Below are 24593 nucleotides of genomic sequence, written 5' to 3' on the forward strand. Positions count from 1 at the left end.
GTTATCTTGACATTTAGGCACTGATGTTGCTCTGCCTGTGCATCACTGAATTTATTTGCATGTTTGTTGGGAGGCGCTTTGCATTTAAAAAGTAACGCGATGCAGTTGTCAGCTAAAGAGCGCAGCTGGTTACCTTGGTTTGGTATCAATGGTAAGTTGTCACTTGGTTGGTCATGTTTTGTCAATCGCTCCATATACCCCGCGGTTGAACAAACGTTTGAAGGAATCGCAGCCACCCGAGTCAAACTTCTACAAAACTGGGTTAATAATCAATGGCAACATTTACTCTCAACCGCCAACATTATTGATATTGATGATTTGGCTGCGTGCAATAAGACCCTTCTAGATGGTCTGAAAAGCGCGCAAGATTTTTCTGAGCTGTTTATTATTGATCCCCGCGGCAAAATTTTAGTATCTACACATAGTCAACGTGTTAATCGCCGCCATAGCGAGCACAAAGCGATCGAACAGTCTTTGCAAGGCCAATTCTTACATGGTCCCTATACGGACACTGATACCTTAACAATTGGTCCCTCAAGCTCTAACTTTCATGATGAAGTCACGTTAATGTTTTACCAGCCTATAATCATTAACGAACAAACGTTTGCTCTATTATGTGGGCGCGTACCGAATGATGTGTTAGGTGACTTGATCCAACGAGAAGCAGGCCATGTTTACCGTGAATCTGGTGACAACTATTTGTTTATGGTCGAATCAAGGTTTGACCCTAGCATTAAACCGGGAATTGCATTATCGCGTTCGCGCTTTGAAGACAGCACCTTTTCCCATGGTGAAAACCTAAAATCTGGGGTACATACTGACTTTGGGGTAGTCAAGGTTGCCAAGCATACTGAATTAGAAGTTCGCTTTATCGACCCTGCTACTGGCGAGTTACATCCTGGGATACGTGAAACCATTAAAAATGGACAAAATTTATTTGTTACTTATCCTGGCTATTCGGATTATCGACATATACCTGTTATCGGTAAAGGCGTCACATTTAAACTACATGGGTCGTTAGATTCATGGGGAATGATGTGTGAGGGAGACTTAGAGGAAGTCTATCGACGTCGCTCAATTAACTTATCACTTCTTAAAAAATACTTTGCGATGACAGCCTCAGTCGTTGGTTTGAATATTGGGCTGCTGGAGTACACAAATTTATCTCTGATGACCAGCAATCTAATCACTGCTGCGGGGCTATTACTCAGTGGTGCTTTATTTGCCACATTGAGTACCAATAAGCTATCAAACCGCCTAAATGAAATGACATCGGTGATACGTACCATAGCTGAAGGCGAAGGAAACCTTACCCAAAGGTTGGATCAAACGGGTATAAAGCAAGATGAAACCGGTGACATGAGCCGATGGATAAACAGCTTTATCGATAATTTAGACAGTGTTGTAGGTCAAGTGATCCATGCTTCGCACGATGTTCGCAAAACCAATGACGATATGTTGGATAAAAACGCCGAAGCCTATTCAAGCTCAAATCAAGTACACGAATCTATGCTGCGCATGCAAGCATTAATTCACACGCAGCGAGAGGTTATATTACAGGCCTCGAATACTGCACAAGATATGAAGCAATCAATGGCAACCGTCGTGGAAAAAGCAAAATCAGACTATGAAGATGCAAGGGCCGGTACACAAGCAATTCGAGATATTGTCGAAAACACAGCGGCCAGCGTGCAATCCATAGACGATCGGATGGGAGAAATAGGAAATATCATTGATGTTATCACCGAGATCACCAATCAAACCAACTTACTTGCCTTAAACGCAGCAATAGAAGCGGCGCGTGCAGGTGAGCACGGACGAGGGTTCTCCGTGGTGGCCGATGAGGTGCGCGGTTTAGCCGGTAGAACAGCGGGAGCAGCGAAAGATATACAATCCATGATCCAAGGCTTGCAGCAAGAAACCTTACATGCGGTGAACTTTATGGAATCTGGGGTTAAAAATGTAGATCAAAGCTTAAAGTTAACAGAGGCCGCATCGGGGGAAAATATTGAGCTACATGCCATTGTAGAGAAAATGTTTGAGAGCATAAATGTCATAGAGCAAAATAGTGCTCTCAACGGTGAGACCGCCCAACAGGTTACAGAAGTAACAGAAGCCATGGCCTCATCTATTCAGCAATTGAGTATGAGTTCAGAACAGGTGAATACTAACGCCAATCGTCTTCAGCAATTAATGGGCACGTTTCAAGTGAGCAGGCGTTAAGGATCAATGCTGCAAAATGTCACGGATTTCACCAAGCTCAATACCCTTTGTTTCGCTATTTCATCCGTCACGCATTGGCTGGTATAACGGTCCATTATGTTGTTAATGTCTTTAATCAAAGGCATCAATAATTCTTTGTCCTTGGCTTTTACATCATAATGATTAATCGTGCGCAAAAGTGCAATGGTCGCGTCATTCAAACTAATATTCTGTCTAGGCGTAGGGTTGTCGTGAGCGGTCGCTAAGCCGAGCAAGGTGCTTACTTGCTTTACTATATCGCCTTTATACTCATAGGCAGATACGCTGTTTTGACCAAATATCATTCGAGTTTGTGTGACAAACCCTTGGTAATCAAGATGCTGAACAAACCAAGGTATATCAAGCATTTCGTTAAGAGATAAGTCCTTGCCATAACAGGGATTACTGGTCACTTGGGGATTGCGAATACATTGCTTGTAGTAGCTTTCTACAAAACTTACAGGGTCGCGAAACCATACCCACAGCTTTACATCGAACAACTTAGCGAGTTCGCGCAACAAATCTTTTGATGCCTCAGGAAAATCCCACCAATAATTGTAAATTCCTTCTGATGACAATATCACCGTATGTGTATCGGTTTTTATCTGTGATACGACATTGCTAACATTAGCGATGAAATTTTCAACATGTGTAGACACTAGGTTTTTCTCAAACCACTGGTGAGTAGGCGCTCCTGGGTTATCAGATGCTTCGAGATTATGAGGGTAAAGGATCCCCCTTCCTCGCAGTTTTCGCTGTTTCTTACTTAAGTATGCTTGAACGCTAGTTGTTCCTGTTTTTGGCGTTCCTGCGTGAATGATCAGTTTTCGTTTTTTAAGGGCTATTTCCCCTTCTTCCTCTGACATTGTTACGTCACTAATTTGTCTTAACTGGGAGGCAATCTTATGTGTGAATTGCCGTATCAGATCATTCATTCTTTCGTGAAACCTTTTGTGAATTAGCGCCGCGGCCATAGCGAACAAAAAACCTAGTGCTTAGATTGAGTGAATCAATTTAAGCACATCAAAACCACAAATCTTATTTTTAATACGTGATGGTCAGTGAATTTGTTGAATACCTTTGCGCTTCATATATTGAGGGGCGAAAAATATAGCACTGAGCACACCCAGTGATATAGCAAACAGCATAATGACCGGGACTAATTGTAGGTAGGCGTTCCTCCATTGCATTATTCCCGTGCTATGAATGATTAGCATCAAGGTAAACGTGAACAAACTAGGCTTATGAGTGGTGAAAAACAGGGGGATATCATACCACGCCAGCTTAGTACGTGTTTTGAACCGACTAAAACCCCAATATAAATAACATGCGTAACTTATCCCTAAGGCACTGCTGAACCCGAACATTTCGATATAGCTGGATAAGCTCCCTATAACCTCGTAACTGGTGTGTAATACATAAAGGGCCATGCCTAACCAAAATATCAGGATAGGCAACAAAATTAGTCCCACAGATTGCTCCTCGTGTCGTTTGCGTGCCTACAAAAATGCTAATCGCTCGTAATGCCAACACCTAAACGGTGATAGAGCCCGATGGAATTCGCTTTGATGCTATTCATCATTCAACTAGGTTAAGCCCAGCCTCATCTTCACTGAGTGGGTAACAGTTTCCTAGCGTTGACGTCATCCTCTTGTTGTGGAGGTACTGCACCATATTTTTCGTAGTATTGAGAGATTTTACCGATTTTTCGATATTCAAGCATCTTAGCCGCTAGTGCATCATAAATCGGCATGGCATTACCGCCCTTGACCACGCTGATATAAAACGCATTGGTAAAGCTATCAACGAAGTCCGCCTTTGCAAAGCGTTGCTCAAATAACTCGATGCGTTGTGAGGCAGAGGTGACAACAACATCGATGCGCCCCAATTCAAGCATCGCGACCAACTGCTCTGATGTTCCAACCAATGTTAAGGTATTAGGGTCTAGGTTAGAAAATTTCGGTGAGTAAAACACCCCTCTTATCGCCCCAATGTTGAGATTGGCCAGATCCGCATAGGAGGTGATCTCGCCATTAAAATTGGGGGCCACAAAAAAAGTTAAGTGACGTGTATCGTATCCGTAAGTAATAGCTCGTAAAACGGACTCTCTTTCAGCTGTCATAGAATGGCGAATAAGTATATCCACTTTTCCCTTTTTGGCTTCACGATAGGAACGTACCCAAGGGGCGTTTAACCATTTAATGTCATGACCCAATTCACTCACGATATCGGAAACTAAATCAGGAATAACGCCGATACACTTATTGCCATCAAAATACAGTTCAGGTGGATAGTTCCGACAGTGTGACGTAAAAGTTTCAGAGAAAAGCGCAAAAGGTATTAAAACCAAGAGAAAAATCAGACATTTACCCATCAATAGTCCACGACATTCCTTTTCGACTAAGAAATTAAGTATAGGCATAAAGTGCTTCACATTTCGAACATTTATTCGCTTATCAAACTAACACGACCGAGTCAGGGCCCGACTTGTTGATTTGCTCAGCACGGCCTGAAAAATGCAACTAATTTACGCTGGCCTTGTCTGTAGTGGTAAGGTGATAAAGGTATCATTTTTCATGGTTCCGGCCATCACGGTTTATCGAAAATATGCTCGTTGGCTTTCGACCAAATGACATCTAACGCAAAAGGAACGTTTAATGGCACTAAAACACACCCCCTCCATTGCTCGCAAAACAACTTTATCGCTTGCCATGTTGAGTGCGTTGTTTGCCTCAGGCTTACACGCTCAACAAATGGGTAACCCATTGGATTTTGTCAACTCACAATTAGCGGAACAAATGAAGAATCAAGTACGCGCGATGAGCGATCCCGATTTAATTAAAGCGCAGGCCCAATTGCAAAGAAAGTACTACGAGGCGCTGATTGAAGCAGGGTTTAGTAAAGAGGAAGCCTTGAAAATTATTTTAGCGACCGCAGAGGGAAAAGGAAATTAGGACTAGGCTATCTTCCACCTGCTCTTGGCATTCGCTTAGCGCTTGATGTGGCATAAATTCCCTCTAGCAGAGATGACACATCGACTGGCGCAAAGCGCCAGTCGATACTGCCAAACTTTCTGCACTAGAACGTATATTGAACGGCCACACTGGCGTAATCTACGTCACTGTCGAAGCTATCAATTTCAGACAAAATACCTATTTCATCACGCTCGAATTCTAAGTCAAAACGCGTGTATTCTACGCGCACATCCCAGCCTTCAGAAACAGCAAAAGATGCACCTACTCCGTAAAATAAGTCATCACCGTCAGTACTGTCATTCACTCCCGCGGCGTTAATATCAGCATCCCACCATAACTGGCCGCCTTTTGCGAACAGTGTGATGTATTCATTCACTGGCAAGCCAGCCTTCAGCCCGAGAGTGTACCCATCGACTTCAGTACTAAATGTATCATTGCCATATTCACCGAAGTCGATATAGCCGCCTTCAACAGACAAATACTGGTTGAATTGCGTGCCGACATACACGCTTGCTGCGTTGTCGTCACGATCAAAATCTTCATCGCCGTCCACATCAACTAATCCGTAGCCAGCACCAACATAGATGCCATGGTGATCTACACTGTCATTTGTCGCAGCCAAGGAGGCACCTGAAGTCATGAGTAAAGAGGTCGCTGCTAGTGTAGTAAGGGTAAATTTTTTCATAATTATCTCCGCAGTTCATAATCGAGAGTGTTAGAAAGATGGCCAAGCAACTTAGCTTGCCGAACTAAGCCTAAACAAGTGTTGTGCCACTCATCCCGAAACAAGACAAAAACAATAAAAATCAATATATTACATAATTTTCTTTCTACATGCTTTCAGTATAAGTAGTATCCAGCTATGTACAATATGCATATCCTTAAGCAAGTTTTACTGGTTAAATTTCAACCCGACATTCATTTTTCAACATCACACTCAATCTCACTCGCAGCGTTTTTAATACCTAGCTTGCTAAGCTATATGCGACAACCTGAGCAGCGCGCGGGCTACAGTTTATGGCTCCATGACGAATAAGTGGGAAATTACACTAAACAATCGTTTATTTGACCTCACGCTTAACAAAAGCATTAAACAAAATAAACGTAAACATCTGATTTTAAACCACTAAATTTATTTATTCCGCTATGGCATAACTTCTGCTCTCAACCAACAAGAGGCTACATCTCAGCCCCATGGGGCTAACAGCACACATATTCTAAATACGATGATAAAAACAAAGATACAGGGGAATAAGATGACGATTAAAACGATACCACTTATCGGTTTTAACGCACTGACAGTACTCACATTATTGAGCGCTAGCACAATACTCGCGGGGTGCGGCGGTGCAGATGCCACCAGCACAGAGCCAAAAGAAGAATTGGTTATTTCAGTGCCGGTCGAAGCCGGCGCACTGCATATTGGCGATATTTCCTCAAACTACACCACCACAGCCGTACTCGAAGCAAAAGAAGAAGCTTTCGTCGTCGCACGCGCATCTGGCATCATTGAGCATATCTACGTTGAAGAAGGTGACTACGTCAAAAAAGGGCAAGTGCTTGCTCAGTTAGAGCCAGAACGCTATCGCTTGAACCTTGCTCGGGCCAAAGCAGATCTAGTCGGTATTGAAAAGGAGCTGGCAAAAATTGATAAGGTGTACAATAAAAAGCTCGTCAGCGATGACACCTATGACAAAATTAGCGCTCAGTACGCGTCCACAAAAGCCACCCTTTCCTTAGCTGAATTAGATTTAAAAGAAGCCACCATTGTCGCCCCAATTTCCGGTTATATTGCCACCCGAAATGCCAAAGTAGGAAATTTAACCGAATCGTTCCAACGTGCTCAAATGTTTCACATTGTAGAGCAAAGCCAACTTTATGGTGTGGTGTATTTACCTGAAAAAGAACTTTCAAGAGTGCATAAAAATCAAGCCGCAACTCTCACGTTAAGTGCATTGCAAGACAGCAAGGTCGATGCATTTGTTGAACGTATTAGCCCGGTGATTGACCCTGCAACTGGCACCTTCAAAGTCACCTTACGTGTACCTAATAACGAGCATTTACTTAAAGCAGGTATGTTCGCGCATGTGGATTTAAACTACGACACTCATCAACAAGCTACTCTAATGCCCCGCAAAGCTATGCTAAGCATAGATAACAAAATCAATGTGTTCGTAGTCACGGATGGCATCGCCCACAAACAAGAGATTCGCATTGGCTATCAAGAAGGCGATTATGTGGAAATTTTAAGTGGCTTAAGCGGTGATGAACACGTTGTGATCACAGGCCATCAAAACTTAAAAGACCAAGCACCAGTAGAAATCGTGAATCCAGAAGCGCTGTTGTTACAGGCTCAATCCCATGAGCAAGCGATTTCCAACACTTCGCAGCAAACCAAAGATAAGCCATCACATAATACTAACCACACCAGCTAAGTAAGGACACCTAGCATGAATATTGTTGATATTGCCGTAAAGCGCCCTGTCGCTGTGTGGATGTTTACCTTTGCTGTGGTTTTGTTTGGCATGGTGTCTCTGTCACGCTTAGCGATAAACCTACTACCTGAATTGTCTTACCCTACCCTAACAATACGTACTGATTATGCAGGCGCCGCACCAGGGGAAATCGAGCAGCTTGTGTCTAAGCCGATAGAAGAAAGCATCGGTGTGGTGAAAGGCGTTCGCAAAGTCACCTCTTCATCGACTTCGGGCCAGTCTGATGTCCTGCTTGAATTTGAATGGGGTACTGACATGGATATGGCGAGTTTAGAAGTACGCGAAAAACTCGATATATTGATTTTGCCTTTAGACGTTGAAAAGCCCGTGTTACTGCGCTTTAACCCCAGTTTAGATCCCGTTATGCGCCTTGGTTTTGGCTTTTCTCATCATGCTGTCAATGCAGTTAGTAATGATGAATCTCAGGCACCAGCCCTTGATGTGCATGGCATGAAGCGCTTAAGGGAATACGCTGAACAGCAGATAAAACGTAAGCTTGAGTCCATTAGCGGTGTCGCATCGATCAAAATTGGTGGCGGCCTAGAAAGCGAAATTCAGGTTTTGGTGGATCAGCAAAAAGCCAGTCAATTAGCAATTCCCATGAGTGAAATCATCAAACGGTTAAAAGAGGAAAATGTTAACGCTGCAGGCGGTCGCGTTGAAGATGGCTCCCAAGCATACACGGTGCGTACCTTAAATCAGTTCACTCGCATTGCTGACATGCAAGATGTGTTTATTGCCCGGCGCGACAATAAAAATATTCGCCTAGGGGATATCGCTGTTATTCAAGACGCTTACAAAGAACGAGATTCCGTTACCCGTTTTGATGGCTTAGAAGGCGTTGAAATTGCCGTCTATAAAGAAGGGGATGCCAACACGGTACAGGTTGCGCAAAACGTCAATAACGCGTTACGTCAGCTAGAGGGCGCTTTACCGGAAAACTACACCATACAGCTTATTTACGACCAGTCTGTTTTTATTGCCAATGCCATAGACGATGTAAAATCTGCAGGCGTCATCGGTGGCATATTAGCCATGTTCGTATTGTATTTATTTTTACGCAATATTTGGCCAACGCTGATCATCTCTATATCGATTCCTGTCTCAATTATCGCGACCTTTAATTTGATGTATGGCAACAATATAAGTCTCAATATTATGAGCTTAGGCGGCATCGCGTTAGCCATTGGCTTATTGGTTGATAACGCCATCGTCGTGCTTGAGAATATTGAGCGTCATAAAAAGACTGAAGCAGATATTCACCAAGCCGCCGCGAAGGGCACAAAACAAGTTTCAATGGCAATTATCGCATCAACCTTGACGACCATGGCCGTGTTCTTTCCCTTGGTGTTTGTTAAAGGTATCGCTGGCCAGTTATTTGCCGATCAAGCCTTAACAGTTACATTTGCTTTAGGCGCCTCTTTGATTGTCGCGCTAACGGTTATTCCTATGTTAGCAGCGCGTGAGCGTCACTCTTCAAATCCGAAAAGCGGCGAGTCTCAGGTAGCCATTGACGATAACATGGCGAACTCTCTTGACCTATCTCAAACGGGCTTGCAGGTAAATGCCAAGCTAGATCCCCATCAAGATAGCCCAACTGAGACATCTAAACTGGGACCAGTAAAACGTGTTTTTCAGCTACTTAGTTTGCCCTTTGTGTGGCTCGCACGAGGCGTTTTTTATTATTTTCCGTTGGTTATTTCCACCAGTGTGTTAGTCGTATTCAGGGGCGTAGCAAAAACGCTAAGCTTTATATTGAAACCTGTTTTGTGGCTGTTTGAACGGCTTATGGGGAGCACAACATTAGGCTACTCATCTTTGCTCAAACGAGCCTTACAAGCGCCTGTATTATTACTTATGGCAATGGTAGCAATCTCCGCCAGTGCTTTATTTCTGGTACCGAAATTAGGCATGGAACTGATCCCCAGCATGTCTCAGGGCGAGTTTTATGTGGAGCTTACGCTTCCAAATGGTAGTCCTCTCACTCATACCGACAAAACCCTATCAGACTTGTCGCTATTCACCGCAGCCCAAGTAGGTGTGAAACGCACCTACTCGTTAGCCGGTACTGGCAGTCTGATGAACGCTTCAGCCAGTCAAGGGGGTGAAAACTGGGGCAAACTTAATGTTGTCATGCACAGCGATTCAAGCGAACAGCAGTTATTGCAAGTACAAGACAAGATGCGGGCGTACTTAAGTAAACAAGCGGGTGTACAAGCAGAGTTTGGTCAACCTGAGTTGTTTAGTTTTTCTGCCCCCCTTTCTATCGACTTAATGGGCTACAATTTGGCAAGTTTAGGACGCCATAGTGCAGCCTTGGTAGAAACCCTGCAACAAGACTCGCGTTTTAGTGATGTAACAAGCTCCTTGGTTCGCGGCACGCCTGAACTTAAGATCACCTTCGACCACGCTAAACTGGCGCAGCTTGGCTTAAGCGCACCACAAGTTTCAACGCTTATCAACGCAAAAGTGGGCGGTGAAATCGCCAGTCAATTTAATCAAGACGATCGTAAAATTGATATTCTAGTACGTAGCCTTAATACCCAGCGCGACTCCATTGAGGACATAGGACGTATTATCGTCAACCCTGACGCTGAGCGCGCCATCGCCTTAAATGCCGTTGCTACCTTGAGCATGTCAATTGGCCCAAGCGAAATTACGCGCATCGGCCAACAACGGGTTGCGGTGATATCTGCCAATTTAGCCTATGGCGACTTATCCGAAGCGGTTGAGGCTGCAAACCGACATATCCGTGACATGCAATTGCCTCTAACCATGCAAGCGCGTGTTGCTGGGCAAAGCGAAGAAATGAAAACCAGCTTTGCTTCGCTACAATTTGCCTTGGCACTGGCGATATTTCTGGTGTATTTGGTCATGGCGTCACAGTTCGAATCATTACTACACCCATTATTGATTTTACTTACTGTGCCATTAGCCTGTGCGGGGTCTATCTATGGGTTATTTATCACCCAAACCCACATTAGTGTGGTGGTTTTTATCGGTTTAATCATGTTGGCTGGAATAGTCGTGAACAATGCAATCGTGCTTATCGACCGGATTAATCAGCTGCGCACGGAAGGTGTCGCTAAATCACAAGCGATCCTTGATGCAGCGCAAAACCGTCTTCGCCCTATTCTAATGACCACCCTTACGACCTCTTTGGGGTTATTACCTATGGCGTTAGGCTTAGGAGAAGGTGCGGAAATGCGTGTCCCTATGGCGATTACGGTCATTTCTGGTCTACTGTTTGCCACCCTACTCACGTTATTTTTTATTCCTTGCTTATATGCCTTATTTGACAACAAAAAATTTGCTGGTGAAGCCTCAACATCAAGTCAGTTTGACGGGCCTAAAGGCCATCTTTTAAAAGAGGAGCCTAGCTATGAATAAGTCAGACCAACAAGGACAAACTAAAGATAAATTTTCTGCGCTAGGCGCGGGCCTTGCAGCCTTCGCTATGCGCCGCCCCGTTACCATAGGCATGGTGTTTTTCTCTATGTTACTGTTTGGCATTTTAGCCTCACAATTGTTGCCATTAGAAAAATTTCCCAGCATTGATATTCCCGAAATTACAGTACACATTCCCTATGAAAACGCCACCCCAGCGGAAATAGAGAAAATGATCACCCGCCCGGTAGAAGAAGTGCTGGCAACCATGTCAGGCATAAAGCGTTTACGCTCAAAATCCACTGAGAACGCTGCCCAAATCCAACTTCAATTTGCCTGGGATGAAAACCTAAAAGCAAAAGGGATTGAAGCCAGAGAGAAAATTGACGCGATCCGCAATGACTTACCTGATGATGTAGAGCGAATACTGGTGTATCAATTTAACACCAGTGATTTGCCGATTTTTCAACTTAGGGTGTCTAGCGAACGGGATCTATCGGATGCCTATGACTTACTAGAACGAAACTTAAAAATGCCAATTGAGCGGGTACCAGGCGTATCAAAAGTCGAATTGTACGGTGTGCTTAAAAAGCAGATCGCGATCCGTATCGATACACAAAAACAAGCTAGTTTGGGGATCCCTAACAACACGCTAGTCAATGCACTGCGCCAAGCAAACTTTGCTATGACCGCAGGCACATTTTATGACTTAGAACAAAAAATTAGCATTAACCCACAAGGGGCATTTACTCAAATTGAAGACATCAGCAACCTGATAATTCAAAAAGGTGTACGTTTAAGTGATATTGCGCACATAGGTTTCGAAAGCCCCGAGCGAACTGAAGGCCGACATTTAGACCGAACCTATGCAGTTGGCTTTAACATTTTTCGCGAATCTAACAGTAACTTAGTGGCAGTATCACAAGCTGTAATGAAAGTGATTAACCAAGCTAATGACAGCCCTGCGTTTGCCGGTATCAATCTGTTTGTAATGGATGATGAAGCTGCGAGTGTGACTGAGTCCCTAGCAGATTTGCTTAACGCAGGTTTACTCGGTGCATTACTGTCTATTTTGGTGCTCTACGCATTTTTACGCAATCTAACCACCACCCTGATCGTAGTGTTATCAGTGCCCTTTTCAATTTGTATCACCCTCGGGTGTATGTATTTTATGGGCTATACCATTAATATATTATCGATGATGGGCCTAATGCTTGCGGTAGGCATGCTCGTGGATAATGCTGTTGTCGTTACAGAAAGCATTCAACAAGAGCGAAACCACTTTACCTGCCCAGTAGAGGCCACGAAAGCAGGAGTAGGCAAAGTGAGCTTGGCGGTAATTGCCGGCACCACAACTACGGCTATCGTCTTTTTACCCAATATTGTCGGAGTAAAAGTCAATTTAACGATATTTTTGGAACATGTGGCTATCGCTATATGTATTTCTTTATTCGCCTCTTTGCTGATTGCACAAACCTTGATCCCCCTGTTGACTAGCCGTTTTTCAGGCAAGGCGTCAAATTCAACGAATAACGCGCCCAGTGCCACAGGCGATCATAAAACTTCGGTAGCAAATAGCGGCGATGTTCCCGCCAACCTAGGTAAATTTGCTCGTCGTTATAAAACCGTTCTCACTTGGTCTATGTGTCATCGAGGATTAACCTGCGTGATCGCTGTTCTCATACTGGTGAGTACCGCGATTCCTATGCAGTTTGTTAGTGGTGACGACGATGATGATAGCAATAATCGGTTGTGGCTGAACTACGATATTCAAGGCAACTACAGTTTGCCTGAGGTGGAGAAGTCAGTTGACAAAATGGAGGGCTATTTGTATGCCAACCAGGAGAAGTTTTACATTGAGCAGGTCTACACCTACTTTACTGCAGGAGAAGCGACTTCGGCGATTACACTGAAAGAAGACACGCCTATCTCTAAAAACGAATTAAAAGCACTCATTCTTAAGGATATGCCCAAATTTGCTCGTGCTCGTCCATCATTTAAGTGGGAGCAAGGCAACGGCGGAGGCTTGCAACTTACACTTTTAGGCGATTCATCGGCGTCTTTGAGTCAAGTCGCCGAGCGTGTGCTGCCGATCATCAAGCAAATAGACGGGCTAACGGACGTCGGTATTGAAGGCAATAACCAAAAGTTCGAATTACAGATAGTTGTTGATCGCAACAAAGCTTTTCGTTACGGCCTGTCAGCTAACGATGTCGCTCGCACCGTGGCAAGTGGCTTACGCGGTACTAACCTGCGCACCTATCGAGATAGCGAAAGCGGTGAGATTGGCGTGCGTATGCTGTTCGACCAAGCGCTACAGGAGTCTATTGCTGAGCTAAAAAACCTCACCATCACCCGTATTGGCCAGCAAACGATTACCCTTGATATGGTGAGCGAAAGTAAAATCGTGCCACGGTTAGCCGAAATTCGCCGCAGTTATCGACAAACATCTGTGACCATCGGTGCCAACATGAATGATGATATGACGCTACAACAAGCAAAAGAACGTATTGAAGACGTTATGCAATACCTCACTTTGCCCGATGGCTATAGCTGGACATTTGATGGCAGTATTGACAGACAAAATCAAAATGAATCTGTCATGCAAACCAATATGTTGCTGGCAATTTGCATGATTTACATCGTCATGGCGGCCTTGTTTGAATCACTGCTTCTACCTACGGCGGTTATTACTTCTTTGCTATTCTCCCTTACGGGTGTGTTTTGGGCTTTGTTCGTGACGGGTACCGCTATGTCTGTTATGAGCATGATAGGCATGCTCATACTAATGGGCATAGTCGTCAATAACGGGATTGTGTTAGTAGACAGGATAAATCAACTCATTAGCCAAGGTCATGAGATTAATACCGCCGTTATAGAGGCCTGTTTAACTCGGGTCAAACCCATTTTAATGACAGTGGCAACCACCATAGTCGGCTTGATACCGCTGGCTTTAGGCAACACTTCGATTGGTGGGGATGGCCCTGCATATTCGCCCATGGCCATTGCCATAATTGGTGGATTGGCCTTTTCCACCGTGACCAGTTTAGTACTTGTTCCTCTTGCTTATGTATTGCTATTGAGATTGAGAGCCAAAGCAGCTCAGTTGTTCAATACCTCAAAAATTTGGGCCAATAAAGTGGTAAAAATATAAGCCCTTATGTGGACTTTTTTAGCCCTAAGATGTTCTTTTTTGTAAAGATGCTAGGGCTTGTTTTTACAGTCAGCTACTAGATTTAAAGCCATTTGCTTCTAAGCCTTTAATTTTCATTCATAAATTGAGAATTCAAAGGCTTTCGTTTAGGCTAACGAAAATTTTGTTACCTGAGCGATTATGATCACCCACCAACCTAACCCTAGCTACACACCAAGCGAGTCTCGTTATCAAAATATGCCCTATAAACGCTGCGGTAAAAGCGGCGTTCAGTTACCTCGCTTGGCATTAGGGCTTTGGCAAAATTTCGGTGAAGTAGATGCATTTAGTAATGCCCAAGCTATGGTGCACAAAGCATTCGATTTGGGAATTAATCATTTTGATTTGGCCAACAATTATGGTCCTCCCTATGGCTCCGCTGAGTCGACGTTTGGCAAGTTAATGGCAAAGAGCTTAGCGCCCTATCGAGATGAATTATTGATTTCAAGCAAGGCCGGTTATGACATGTGGCCAGGGCCGTTTGGTATAGGTGGTTCACGCAAATACTTAATCTCAAGCTGTGATCAAAGCTTAAAGCGCACAGGGTTGGATTACTTTGATGTGTTTTACTCTCACAGATTTGACCCTGACACGCCCCTTGAAGAAACCATGCAAGCATTAGACTACATTGTGCGCTCAGGGCGTGCTTTGTATGTAGGGATTTCAAATTACAGTGCGCAGCAAACGAAGCAAGCTATCGCCATATTGCAAGATTTAGGTACGCCATTATTGGTCCACCAGCCGCGTTACAATATGTTCGACCGCTGGATAGAAGACGGCCTTACCGATGTGCTCACAGACAATGGTGTTGGTTCAGTGGTGTTTTCACCGTTAGCACAAGGTTTTTTGACTAACAAATATCTGCATGGGATCCCAGATGGCTCTCGCGCCTCACGCAGTGAACAAATTCATCTGAATGCCGATCACATTACCCGCGATAAAATTGCCAAGGTACAAAAGCTCAACGAGGTAGCCCAACAGCGTGAACAGAGCTTAGCTCAGCTGGCCTTAGCATGGGTACTTCAACCGCAAGCAGTTACATCGGCAATCATTGGAGCCAGTAAGGTCGAACAGATTGAAGATTGCGTCAATGCGCTAAACAATCTCGACTTTAGCCCAGAGCACCTTGTTGGTATTGAAAAGATTTTGGCAGGCTCATGACATATTCAAATGATTTAGCAACATCTGATAAATGCTCTCCTTCAGACGATTCAGTGACACTGTGCATTATTAATCCGAAAAGCCCACAGAATATGGGCAGCATCCTGAGGGCGGCTGGCTGCTATCGCGCAGATAGCGTCTTGTACACTGGCGAACGGTACGCCAGAGCACGAGCTTTTAACACAGATACAAAAAATGTCGGCTTGAATATCCCCCTAGCGCAAATAGACGCGCCTATGCCAGGACCACATATGTCTATGGTAGCCGTTGAATTAGTAGAAGGCGCGACACCGCTGCCACACTTTGAACACCCTAAGCACGCTTACTACGTATTTGGTCCTGAAGATGGTTCCATTGAACAAAACATATTAGATAAATGCCAACATGTTGTTTATGTGCCCACCTCGGGATGTATGAACTTAGCAGCCACGGTCAACGTATTACTTTATGACAGATTGGCCAAGTCAGATACAACGCAATATGGTGACCAAATTATAGTCGCCAGTCGGGACACGAATAATCGTACCAAGGTATGATCAGCAAAGAAATGAAACGGGTATTTGATGGGAAAATAAGCTCATATAGTCTCCATTTTGGTATTCTTTTATAATGTATCGCTGAATTGACACTGGCGATTTGGTTACGTCTTAATTAAAGTAATCATAATAAACAGACACTGATTTTAAATGCGCTCAATGGTTACGCGTAACTTAAATGCGTATTTTGAAGCCATTGTCAGACGATAAAAATTTTATATTTAGGACAAACTTGTGATTAGACCTGCATATTTACTCACCAGCCTAACGCTGGCCACACTTTTTATCGTCACCGGCTGTTCAGAGCAAGAAAAAGTCGAACAAGAAGTCGTTCGCCCAATAGCTTGGACAAAAGTAAAACCTCACGATCTAACCCAGGTTCGCAGATTAGCCGGTGCAACAGCAGCGGTAGAAAAAGCCTCTTTGAGCTTTTTGGTGGGCGGAAAAGTGGCCAGCGTCGCGGTCAATTTAGGCCAGAAAATAACCCAAGGTCAAGTGTTAGCAACCTTAGATCAGCGCAGTTTCAATCTCAACTTTCAATCTGCTCAAGCCAAATATGCTCAAGCGAGTTCAGCATTAAATGAAGCCGAAAATGAGTACCAGCGTTACAAAGAATTGGTGGAGCAAGGGCTAGTCTCAAAGTCAGGTTTTGACAACGCAGAAGCCGCGTATAAATCTGCATTGAGTAATGTAGAAGTGGCCAAAAGTCAACTTGAATTAGCCACCAAAGACCGACAAGACAGTACTTTACAAGCCCCTTATGACGGTGTCATCACCAAGCGTATGATAGAACCTTCCCAGCAAATCTCCCCTGGACAAAGTGTGTTTGAAGTAGAAGGCCATGGTGGCCTTGAGGTACACGTATCTGTACCTGAAAGTTTAATTCAGCACTTATCTGACGGTATGATAGTGCCGGTACGCTTCCCTGCTGCCCCCAATGTAGAACTCACCGGTGTTATCACCGAGGTAGGTACTCGTGCTGAAACGGCGAATGCTTTCCCTATTACCCTAGTACTAAACGGTAGCTCACCAATACTGCGCGCCGGTATGACAGCAGAAGTTGATATCACTTACACCAATGAAGAATATGAAAATGCGCTTACCCAATTGCCTAACAATCAAATAAATTCTTCCAGTCATGAATCCATGATCGTTCCGGTTTCAGCTGTGGGTGCAGGTCTTAATCAATCAAAATTTGTCTTTGTGTATAACGAAGCGAGTCAAACCGTGACCAAGCGCAACGTGATCGCAACCAATATTCTTGGCAATGAGGTATTCATTGCAAGTGGCTTGAAAGCCGGAGAAATCATAGCGATTGCAGGTGTATCATTTCTACGCGAGGGTCAAAAAGTGACCTTACTAGATGACAATGTACAACGTTTTAATTAAAGGCAGGGTGTTATGAATCTCACAGAAATTGCCTTTAAGCATCAGAAACTGGTATTGATGATTGTTGCGATCATTCTCATCAATGGTGTTATCGCGTATTTTACAATACCCGCTCGGGAAGATCCGAGTATTACCATTCGTGAAGCAATCGTTAGTACCTCCTACCCTGGTATGTCCCCTGAGCGGGTTGAATTACTGATCACCAAAACATTAGAAGAAGAAATTCGTAAAATCCCCGAAGTAGAAAAGCTTCGCTCTACTTCATCGACAGGTTTGTCGGTGATCCATGTGGAAATATACGACCGCTATTTTAATCTCGATTCCATATGGCAAAACGTACGCAACAAAGTAGAAGAGGCCCAAGCATCGTTACCAGAAGGAACAAGCACCCCCTTTGTTAATGATGAATTTGGTGACGTTTCCGTACTAACCTTGGCATTGACCGCCGACGGATTCGATTTAGGTCAGATGTTTGATATATCAAAACATACGCGCGATACCTTATACGCAGTGGATGGCACCAAAAAAATTGAGTTGTTGGGGGTGCAAGACGAACGAATTTACCTAGAGACCTCTAACGCAAAACTCTCCCAACTGGGGATCTCACCGAGTACGCTGATGAATGCACTACAAACCCAGAATATTATTAGTTCTGGGGGGCAAATAGACACGGGGCTATTGTCGTTTATCATCGAACCCACAGGCAATTTCAATAGCCTTGAAGATCTTGCAGAAACCTATATTACAATACCCGGGACGCAAGAATCTATTGCCCTTAGCGATATTGCGACACTTCACAGAGGCTATGTGGACCCGCCAAATAATCTTGCTTATTTTAATGGTGAACAAGCTATCGTGTTTGCTATTTCCATGTTGCCCAATTACAACATTTTAGAATACGCACCTCGTTTAAAAGCTGCCATTGAGCAACTTGAAGACAGTTTGCCCGTAGGATACAAACTGCATATCGCCACCTACCAAGCACAGCAAGTTGAGAAAACCGTTCAGGGCGTGTCTATGAACGTCTTGCAAACGCTTATCATTGTTCTGATTGTAGTGGTCTTGTTTCTCGGTATGCGCACCGGTTTAATTGTGGGAACCATAGTGCCCTTTGTGATGCTATCAGCCCTCACCCTCATGCAAATTTTCGAAATTCGTTTAGAACGCATGAGCTTAGCAACGCTTATCATCGCACTAGGCTTATTAGTCGATAACGGCATTGTAATCGCCGAAGACTTTAAACGCCGGCTTGAAGACGGCGAAGAGCGCTTCAAAGCCATGACCCAAGGAGGAAAAGAACTTGCCATTCCTCTACTGAGTTCCTCCGCTACCACCATTTTGTTCTTCTTACCTCTAATGCTGGCGGAGCATGTGGCTGGCGAGTACACACGCTCAGTCTCTTTGGTTATCCTTATCACCCTACTCGCTAGCTGGGTACTTGCCCTGTGTGTTACACCGCTATTGTGCTATCACTTTATTAAAGTCGACGAATCACAAGCAGGAGCAAAAGCCCTCTCCTCGGAGAAAGTCACAGGTCGATACGAGACGTTCCTTCATTTCATTTTACGCTTCAAGCTTCTCTTTATAGCCTCGTTGTTCGGATTATTGATAGCGGCGGTATTTGCTATGAAATTTATCCCTAAACAGTTTTTCCCTGACTCTAATCGGAATCAGTTATTGGTGAATATCGATTTGCCTAGCGGTACATCAGAGCGTCAAACCAACACCCAAATGCACGCAGTCATGGACTGGTTAGACAATGAGTCCGGCTATGACTTCATTGAAAGTCATTCAGCTTATGTTGGCTTTAGTGGTCCACGTTTTGTGTTATCTCTTAGCCCAGAGGATCCCGCTGAAAACAAAGCATTTATGGTCCTTAACATTAAACCTGAAAACGACATTGCAGCACTTGCTCTGAAGCTTGATGAAGATCTTGAGCATCGTTTTGTGAATGTATCCGTTCGCGCCAAAAAAATGTTTTTAGGGCCATCGGATTCGAAAACCATTGAAATCCAAGTCAAAGGACCAGACAAGGACGTGATTTACCAAAAAGCGCAACAGATCATGGATTTACTCTATGAAGTGCCAGACACCCGTGACATTCGTAGTGATTGGGAAAGCATGACCGCGAAAATTGAGGTGCGTGTTGACCAGCAACGCGCGCGCCGAGCATCAGTTACCTCACAAGACATAGCGAATTCATTGCAAGCGTATTTTTCTGGGGCCGCGGTCACTGAGTTTCGCGAAGAAGATGATATTATCCCTATTATGTTTCGGGCCAGTGACGCTGAGCGCCACAATTTAGACCGTTTACGCTCTTTGAATGTCTTTTCACAGGCGACAGGTAAAGCCATCCCCTTATTTCAGGTAGCCGAGTTTTCGCCAGTGAACCAGTATTCGATTATTCAGCGCGAGGATATGTTCACCACTGTCAGCGTTGAAGCGCGTAACAGCCGTATGGCCGCAGAAGACCTAAAAGCCAAAATCGATGCAGATTTGCAAAAATTAGCCGAAGACTTACCTCTAAATCACTATATAGAGTATGACGGTGTCATCGTTCAATCAGAGGAAGCGCAGAAAGCCTTGAGCGCCAGTATGCCAATGGTACTAGGCTTAATTTTAATTTTGCTGGTCGCACAGTTTAATTCGTTTCGAAAAGCCGCAATTATTGTTTTAACGATGCCATTGTCGTTTATCGGTGCGGTACTGGGTTTAGGTGTTATGTTTGCCCCGTTTGGTTTTATGGTGACACTGGGCTTATATAGCCTTGCAGGGATCATCATCAATAATGCGATTGTATTGATTGATCGCATTGATATTGAGCGTCGTGATGGTGCCTCAGATTACGATGCAATCGTAAAGGCCTGTATTACTCGCGTGCGCCCAATCGCCATGACAACCATTACCACAGTAGCTGGTTTGCTGCCGCTGATCCTTAGCCACGACCCCCTATTTTACGGCATGGCTTGTGTGATTGCTTTTGGTTTGGCTGTGGGAACAGTGCTAACTCTGGGCGTAGTACCAGTATTGTACGCAGCTTTCTTTAAGGCATCACGGGAAGAATCAACGAGTTCTTAATAGGGAAGCGCGCGACAGTGTTTAACCAAAAGCCAGCGTTAAAAGATCACATCACAAAGTACCGTCTTTATAACGCTGGTACCTGTTTACAGCGGTTCTATGGTCACAGGAACGCCATTTAACACCGCATTGCCCGATAACTCGTCCACACACATCTCATCGGTTAAATCATTTACACTTACACCACTGTGCTGCTCAGCTAACGTCCAATTGCTGCCCGCTTTGTTATGCCCCCAGCCATGTGGAATAGAGATCACCCCAGGCATGATTTTTTCAGTTAATTCAGCCACTATGTCGACCTGCCCCACCCTTGAAGTAACACGGATAAACTGCCCATTTTGAATATTAAATCGCTGGGCATCATCAGGGTGAATTTGCGCGCTGCATCTAGGGTTTTGCCCTTGTTCGTTACTGTTTAAACCCTTCATCATTCTTGGGCTGTTATGCAACCAAGAGTTATTCGATTTCAAATGACGACGACCAATCAAATCCAAGGTATTTGCACTACGAGCATCAAGGGGCGAAGCGTCTGAAAAGAAGTGCTGCTCTACTCGTGGTAAGTCACCCATGAAGTAATCAAATGCCATGTTGATTTTTTTATCTGGGTGATAGATGGCTTCAGGTAGCTCAGATTGCAACGGGCCTAAATCTATCCCGTGAGGGTGCTCAAGTAAGGTTTGAATACTTAATTGATGTTCACCCTTGCTATAGCGGCCGCTTTTTAGCATGTCGTCAACAACACCTGTGGGCTCTTTTTGCCACAATGTCGCGTAGTGTTCGGTCGCTTTACCATTCAGTTTATCCATGCGCTCAGCTAACCCGAGATAAATCTGCCAATCAGTTTTGGTGTCTGCTTCTTGACTGAATAACGCAGGAGAGAATTTCGCACTGTTACGCACAGCGAAGTTATGAAATACCACATCATAGTGATCGCGCTCTAATGCGGTTACTGGCGGTAGAATAATATCCGCATGACGACTGGTTTCGGTCACATAAAAGTCAACAGCGACCACAAAATCTAATTGGCTAAAAGCATTATCAAGCTGCTTACCATTAGTAGTGGTTAAAACAGGATTACCACCGCCAATCACCATGGCTTTTATTTGCCCCTCCCCTGGGGTGGTAATTTCTTCACAAAGCGCCGCGACCGGGTATTCACCAGCAAATGCAGGCAGCTTTCGTACCCGTGATGCATATTTACCCATAGTTCCGCGACCAGAATGAGGCAACGTATCTGCAGCGGGCTGGGTGAACATCATGCCACCGGGGCGATTAAAGTTTCCGCTGAGCATGTTGAACAACATAATTAAATATTGAGTCAAGGTTCCGAACGTTTGAACGCTGGCACCCATTCTGCCGTAGCAAAAAGCCGACTTCGCTGAGCAAAATTCACTGACCATAATCTCAATATTATCGGCACTGATACCCACACGATTGGCAACGCGCACCGCAGGGTATGCTTTTACGAACTGCTCTACCTTGAGCAAGTCCGGCGCATGTTCTATCAATTCACCAACATTCACCAAGTCTTTGGCGAATAATGTGTGCAACATAGCTAATAGCAACAATACGTCACTACCGGGTTTTATAAAATGATGGTCACAGCTAATATCGGCGGTTTCAGACTTTTTAGGATCTATCACGACGACTTTGCCGCCACGCTTCTGGATCCCTTTTAGCCGCCGTTTAATATGAGGCACGGTCATAATGCTGCCATTTGACGCAAGTGGGTTGCCACCTATGATCATAAAATAATCGGTGTGATCTATATCGCCAATGGGAATTTGCAGCTGATGCCCGAACATTTGCCGGCTAACAATGTGATGAGGTAACTGGTCAACAGATGTTGCCGAATAACGGTTGTGAGTATTCAAGGCGCGATAAAAGTACGGGCCAAATAATATGCTTCCCATGTTATGTGCATTGGGGTTGCCTAAGTATACACCGACCGCATCCTTACCATGTTCAGTTTGGATCTTATGTAACGTGTTCGCCACGGTATCAAGTGCTTCATCCCAACTAATGGGTTCAAAGCCGTTTTCGGTCTTGCGCACAGGTTGACGTAGGCGCTGAGGATCGTCATACAAGTCCTTCATAGCAGCTGCTTTGGGGCACACATGGCCTTCACTGAACGGGTTCATCTTGTCACCTGCAATAGACAAGATATCTCGGCCTTGGGTTGTCACTTCAATGCCGCACATGGCTTCACAAAGTGTACAGGTTGAAAAGTGTTTTTGCGGCTGCGTTTGCATCACAACGTATTCCTCTGACTTAAGTAAATAAGACGTTATAGATTTAACATCTTATACACAAGCATCATCGAAATTTATCTAACTGACTCAATGAATCCCTTTCTACCTAAGCTCCGGCGCCAAACCTTTGAGCATACTGAGCAGTAGTTTGTGTTTCTTCAGATCCACCGGTTTATGCACCACCTCAGTGCTTGCAGGGTAGGTTTGAAGGCAATTATGGTTAACATAGTTGTGCCTTGGTCGAATCGGCCTTGGGCTAAAACCCCCCGCGCAATTAGGACAAACATTTTCCAACAGTTGCTCCACACACACTTGGCAAAATGTGCATTCAAACGTGCATATCATGGCATCTTGTGCGTCTGGCGCTAGTGCTTTGTTGCAGTGTTCACAGCTAGGACGTAGGGCTAACATAGTGTTTATCTCATCCTTTTTTGGTAAATGTAAGAAAGTGTTAAATTGATATATAGACACTCAGGCGCAATTAATTTACCCTTGATAAACAAGACGTTGAAAGGCTTAAGTGCTGAATTAAATGTACGCGCCTATGACAAATGTCACAAGGAACTTAATTGAATATTACTGACACCAGTGCCCAAGATACCCTGCTTGAGAAACCCGCCGGCAAAAAACGACTTTGGCGTGTGCTCGTCGTTGCCTTGGTGTGCATTCTTATTGTCGCTACATTTTGGAGCACGATAACAAATTGGTCATCAGCGGATACCAGTTTATCCATGCAAAATGTCAGAGTGGCCACCGTTATTGAAAAAGACTTTGTGCGTGACTTATCCGTGCAAGGTCGAGTCGTTGCGGCCATTAGCCCTCGCCTCTATAGCCCAGCTCAAGGCACTATCACTTTTGAGGTCGATGCTGGCGATAAAGTCACAAAAAACCAGCTATTAGCCACCATTGAAAGCCCAGAGTTGACCAATAAGCTTAAACAAGAAGAATCAAGCTTACAGCGCAATAAACTAGAGTTAGACCGACAACGTATCCAGGGTAAAAAATTGGCGTTAGAAAAACAAAAAGCCGCTGATTTAGCGAAAGTGGCCATGGTCGCCGCTGAAAGGGAAAAACGTCGAGCAGACAACGCTTATGCCACTCACGCCATCAGCCAAATTGATTTTGAAAAAGCCCAAGATGATTTAAAAAACGCGCAACTGGTACTCAAGCATGCGCTACAAGATGCCAACTTAGATCAAGAAAGCCTCGATTTTGAGCTTAAAACCCAACAATTATTAGTTGAACGTCAGGCCTTACAAGTGGCAGAAACCAGACGCCAAGTGGCTCAACTAGAAGTGCGCTCGCCCGTTAACGGTATGGTGGGAAACTTAGCGGTGCAACAAAAAAATCAGGTCAGTAAAAATCAGCCCATATTAAGTGTCGTGGATTTGTCTGAGTTTGAATTAGAAGTCGATATTCCCGAAAGCTATGCCGACGATCTCGCTATAGGCATGGATGCCCAAGTAAGCTTAAATAATCAATTATTTGCTGCTGTGCTGGTCACCATCTCCCCTGAAATTGAGAACAATCAAGTGGCAGGACGCGTGCGCTTCGCCAAAGAAAATGAACAAGGCGAAGCACTACAACAACCAGCAGGCTTACGGCAAAATCAGCGCCTTAGTACCCGTATATTGATGGAACACAAAGAAAATGCCCTAACCCTAACCCGAGGGCAATTTTTGCAAAGTGACAATGGCCGATTTGCCTATGTGATTAAAAACGACATGGCCTTACGCCAGCCTATTACCATAGGCGCGCGCAGCCTTAGTGAAGTAGAAATTTTAGCCGGGTTAACAAAAGGCGATCTGGTGATCATTTCATCTACCGATGCACTAAAGGGAGCACAAACCGTCATGCTAGCCCGCTAGGTAGACGCTACACATATA

16 protein-coding genes are annotated in these 24593 nt (G+C 44.4%); 10 read left to right on the forward strand and 6 right to left on the reverse strand.

Translation table 11 applies throughout. From position 1 onward, the window contains the following. Positions 1-78: 78 nt before the first annotated feature. Complete coding sequence (locus tag FX988_RS03075; RefSeq protein ID WP_160178289.1) at positions 79-2223, forward strand: methyl-accepting chemotaxis protein; 2145 nt, start codon at positions 79-81, stop codon at positions 2221-2223. Here the strand turns inward: FX988_RS03075 and FX988_RS03080 are convergent. The 3 genes from FX988_RS03080 to FX988_RS03090 form a co-directional block, all read right to left on the reverse strand. Beyond that, entirely contained in the window at positions 2220-3176 is a 957-nt protein-coding gene (locus FX988_RS03080) for a sulfotransferase family protein (RefSeq protein WP_160178290.1), read from the reverse strand. The two genes, FX988_RS03075 and FX988_RS03080, sit on opposite strands and share 4 nt — an antisense overlap. Positions 3177-3299: 123 nt before the next feature. Then, on the reverse strand, positions 3300-3713 hold the full coding sequence (locus FX988_RS03085) for a hypothetical protein (RefSeq protein WP_160178291.1): 414 nt from the start codon (positions 3711-3713) through the stop codon (positions 3300-3302). 137 nt (positions 3714-3850) lie between these two features. Continuing rightward, positions 3851-4663: a substrate-binding periplasmic protein gene (locus FX988_RS03090; RefSeq protein ID WP_254700707.1), complete on the reverse strand. Its 813-nt coding sequence runs from the start codon at positions 4661-4663 to the stop codon at positions 3851-3853. Between the two features lie 235 nt (positions 4664-4898). Between FX988_RS03090 and FX988_RS03095 the strand changes: the two genes are divergently transcribed. Beyond that, on the forward strand, positions 4899-5195 hold the full coding sequence (locus tag FX988_RS03095) for a hypothetical protein (protein WP_254700708.1): 297 nt from the start codon (positions 4899-4901) through the stop codon (positions 5193-5195). Between the two features lie 124 nt (positions 5196-5319). Here FX988_RS03095 and FX988_RS03100 read toward each other — a convergent pair whose 3' ends face one another. Further along, positions 5320-5901: a porin family protein gene (locus FX988_RS03100; protein ID WP_160178292.1), complete on the reverse strand. Its 582-nt coding sequence runs from the start codon at positions 5899-5901 to the stop codon at positions 5320-5322. A gap of 571 nt (positions 5902-6472) precedes the next feature. On the opposite strand from FX988_RS03100, the gene FX988_RS03105 reads away from it, so the two are divergent. The 7 genes from FX988_RS03105 (at position 6473) to FX988_RS03135 (ending at position 20455) form a co-directional block, all read left to right on the forward strand. After that, entirely contained in the window at positions 6473-7651 is a 1179-nt protein-coding gene (locus tag FX988_RS03105) for an efflux RND transporter periplasmic adaptor subunit (protein WP_160178293.1), read from the forward strand. 15 nt (positions 7652-7666) lie between these two features. Then, positions 7667-11101 (forward strand): efflux RND transporter permease subunit, encoded by a 3435-nt coding sequence (locus tag FX988_RS03110; protein ID WP_160178294.1) that lies wholly within the window; start codon positions 7667-7669, stop codon positions 11099-11101. Continuing rightward, positions 11094-14252: an efflux RND transporter permease subunit gene (locus tag FX988_RS03115; protein ID WP_160178295.1), complete on the forward strand. Its 3159-nt coding sequence runs from the start codon at positions 11094-11096 to the stop codon at positions 14250-14252. Before FX988_RS03110 ends, FX988_RS03115 begins: the two co-directional genes overlap by 8 nt. A gap of 180 nt (positions 14253-14432) precedes the next feature. Further along, positions 14433-15452 (forward strand): aldo/keto reductase, encoded by a 1020-nt coding sequence (locus FX988_RS03120; RefSeq protein ID WP_160178296.1) that lies wholly within the window; start codon positions 14433-14435, stop codon positions 15450-15452. Next, a complete protein-coding gene (locus FX988_RS03125) occupies positions 15449-15988 on the forward strand; it encodes an RNA methyltransferase (RefSeq protein ID WP_160178297.1) in 540 nt (179 codons plus the stop codon). Before FX988_RS03120 ends, FX988_RS03125 begins: the two co-directional genes overlap by 4 nt. A 234-nt stretch (positions 15989-16222) precedes the next feature. Further along, positions 16223-17377 (forward strand): efflux RND transporter periplasmic adaptor subunit, encoded by a 1155-nt coding sequence (locus FX988_RS03130; protein WP_160178298.1) that lies wholly within the window; start codon positions 16223-16225, stop codon positions 17375-17377. Between the two features lie 12 nt (positions 17378-17389). Beyond that, positions 17390-20455: an efflux RND transporter permease subunit gene (locus FX988_RS03135; protein WP_160178299.1), complete on the forward strand. Its 3066-nt coding sequence runs from the start codon at positions 17390-17392 to the stop codon at positions 20453-20455. Between the two features lie 86 nt (positions 20456-20541). Here FX988_RS03135 and FX988_RS03140 read toward each other — a convergent pair whose 3' ends face one another. Both FX988_RS03140 and FX988_RS03145 read right to left on the reverse strand, forming a co-directional pair. Further along, positions 20542-22707 carry a molybdopterin-dependent oxidoreductase gene (locus FX988_RS03140; RefSeq protein ID WP_160182083.1) on the reverse strand — a complete coding sequence of 722 codons (2166 nt, stop codon included), beginning with the start codon at positions 22705-22707 and terminating at the stop codon, positions 20542-20544. Positions 22708-22809: 102 nt separating this feature from the next. Continuing rightward, positions 22810-23118, reverse strand: coding sequence for a DUF1272 domain-containing protein (locus FX988_RS03145; protein WP_160178300.1), 309 nt, complete (start codon positions 23116-23118; stop codon positions 22810-22812). A 158-nt stretch (positions 23119-23276) separates the two neighbouring features. On the opposite strand from FX988_RS03145, the gene FX988_RS03150 reads away from it, so the two are divergent. Beyond that, positions 23277-24575, forward strand: coding sequence for an efflux RND transporter periplasmic adaptor subunit (locus tag FX988_RS03150; RefSeq protein WP_160178301.1), 1299 nt, complete (start codon positions 23277-23279; stop codon positions 24573-24575). Positions 24576-24593 lie beyond the last annotated feature (18 nt).

Origin of the sequence: Paraglaciecola mesophila, from assembly GCF_009906955.1 — a bacterium.
Taxonomy (GTDB): domain Bacteria; phylum Pseudomonadota; class Gammaproteobacteria; order Enterobacterales; family Alteromonadaceae; genus Paraglaciecola; species Paraglaciecola mesophila_A.

Coding starts and splice junctions, on each gene's coding strand:
- FX988_RS03080 (WP_160178290.1), bottom strand. CDS start 3,176: ATGAATGATCTGATACGGCAATTCACACATAAGATTGCCTCCCAGTTA.
- FX988_RS03090 (WP_254700707.1), bottom strand. CDS start 4,663: ATGCCTATACTTAATTTCTTAGTCGAAAAGGAATGTCGTGGACTATTG.
- FX988_RS03095 (WP_254700708.1), top strand. CDS start 4,899: ATGGCACTAAAACACACCCCCTCCATTGCTCGCAAAACAACTTTATCG.
- FX988_RS03100 (WP_160178292.1), bottom strand. CDS start 5,901: ATGAAAAAATTTACCCTTACTACACTAGCAGCGACCTCTTTACTCATG.
- FX988_RS03105 (WP_160178293.1), top strand. CDS start 6,473: ATGACGATTAAAACGATACCACTTATCGGTTTTAACGCACTGACAGTA.
- FX988_RS03110 (WP_160178294.1), top strand. CDS start 7,667: ATGAATATTGTTGATATTGCCGTAAAGCGCCCTGTCGCTGTGTGGATG.
- FX988_RS03115 (WP_160178295.1), top strand. CDS start 11,094: ATGAATAAGTCAGACCAACAAGGACAAACTAAAGATAAATTTTCTGCG.
- FX988_RS03120 (WP_160178296.1), top strand. CDS start 14,433: ATGATCACCCACCAACCTAACCCTAGCTACACACCAAGCGAGTCTCGT.
- FX988_RS03125 (WP_160178297.1), top strand. CDS start 15,449: ATGACATATTCAAATGATTTAGCAACATCTGATAAATGCTCTCCTTCA.
- FX988_RS03135 (WP_160178299.1), top strand. CDS start 17,390: ATGAATCTCACAGAAATTGCCTTTAAGCATCAGAAACTGGTATTGATG.
- FX988_RS03140 (WP_160182083.1), bottom strand. CDS start 22,707: ATGCAAACGCAGCCGCAAAAACACTTTTCAACCTGTACACTTTGTGAA.
- FX988_RS03145 (WP_160178300.1), bottom strand. CDS start 23,118: ATGTTAGCCCTACGTCCTAGCTGTGAACACTGCAACAAAGCACTAGCG.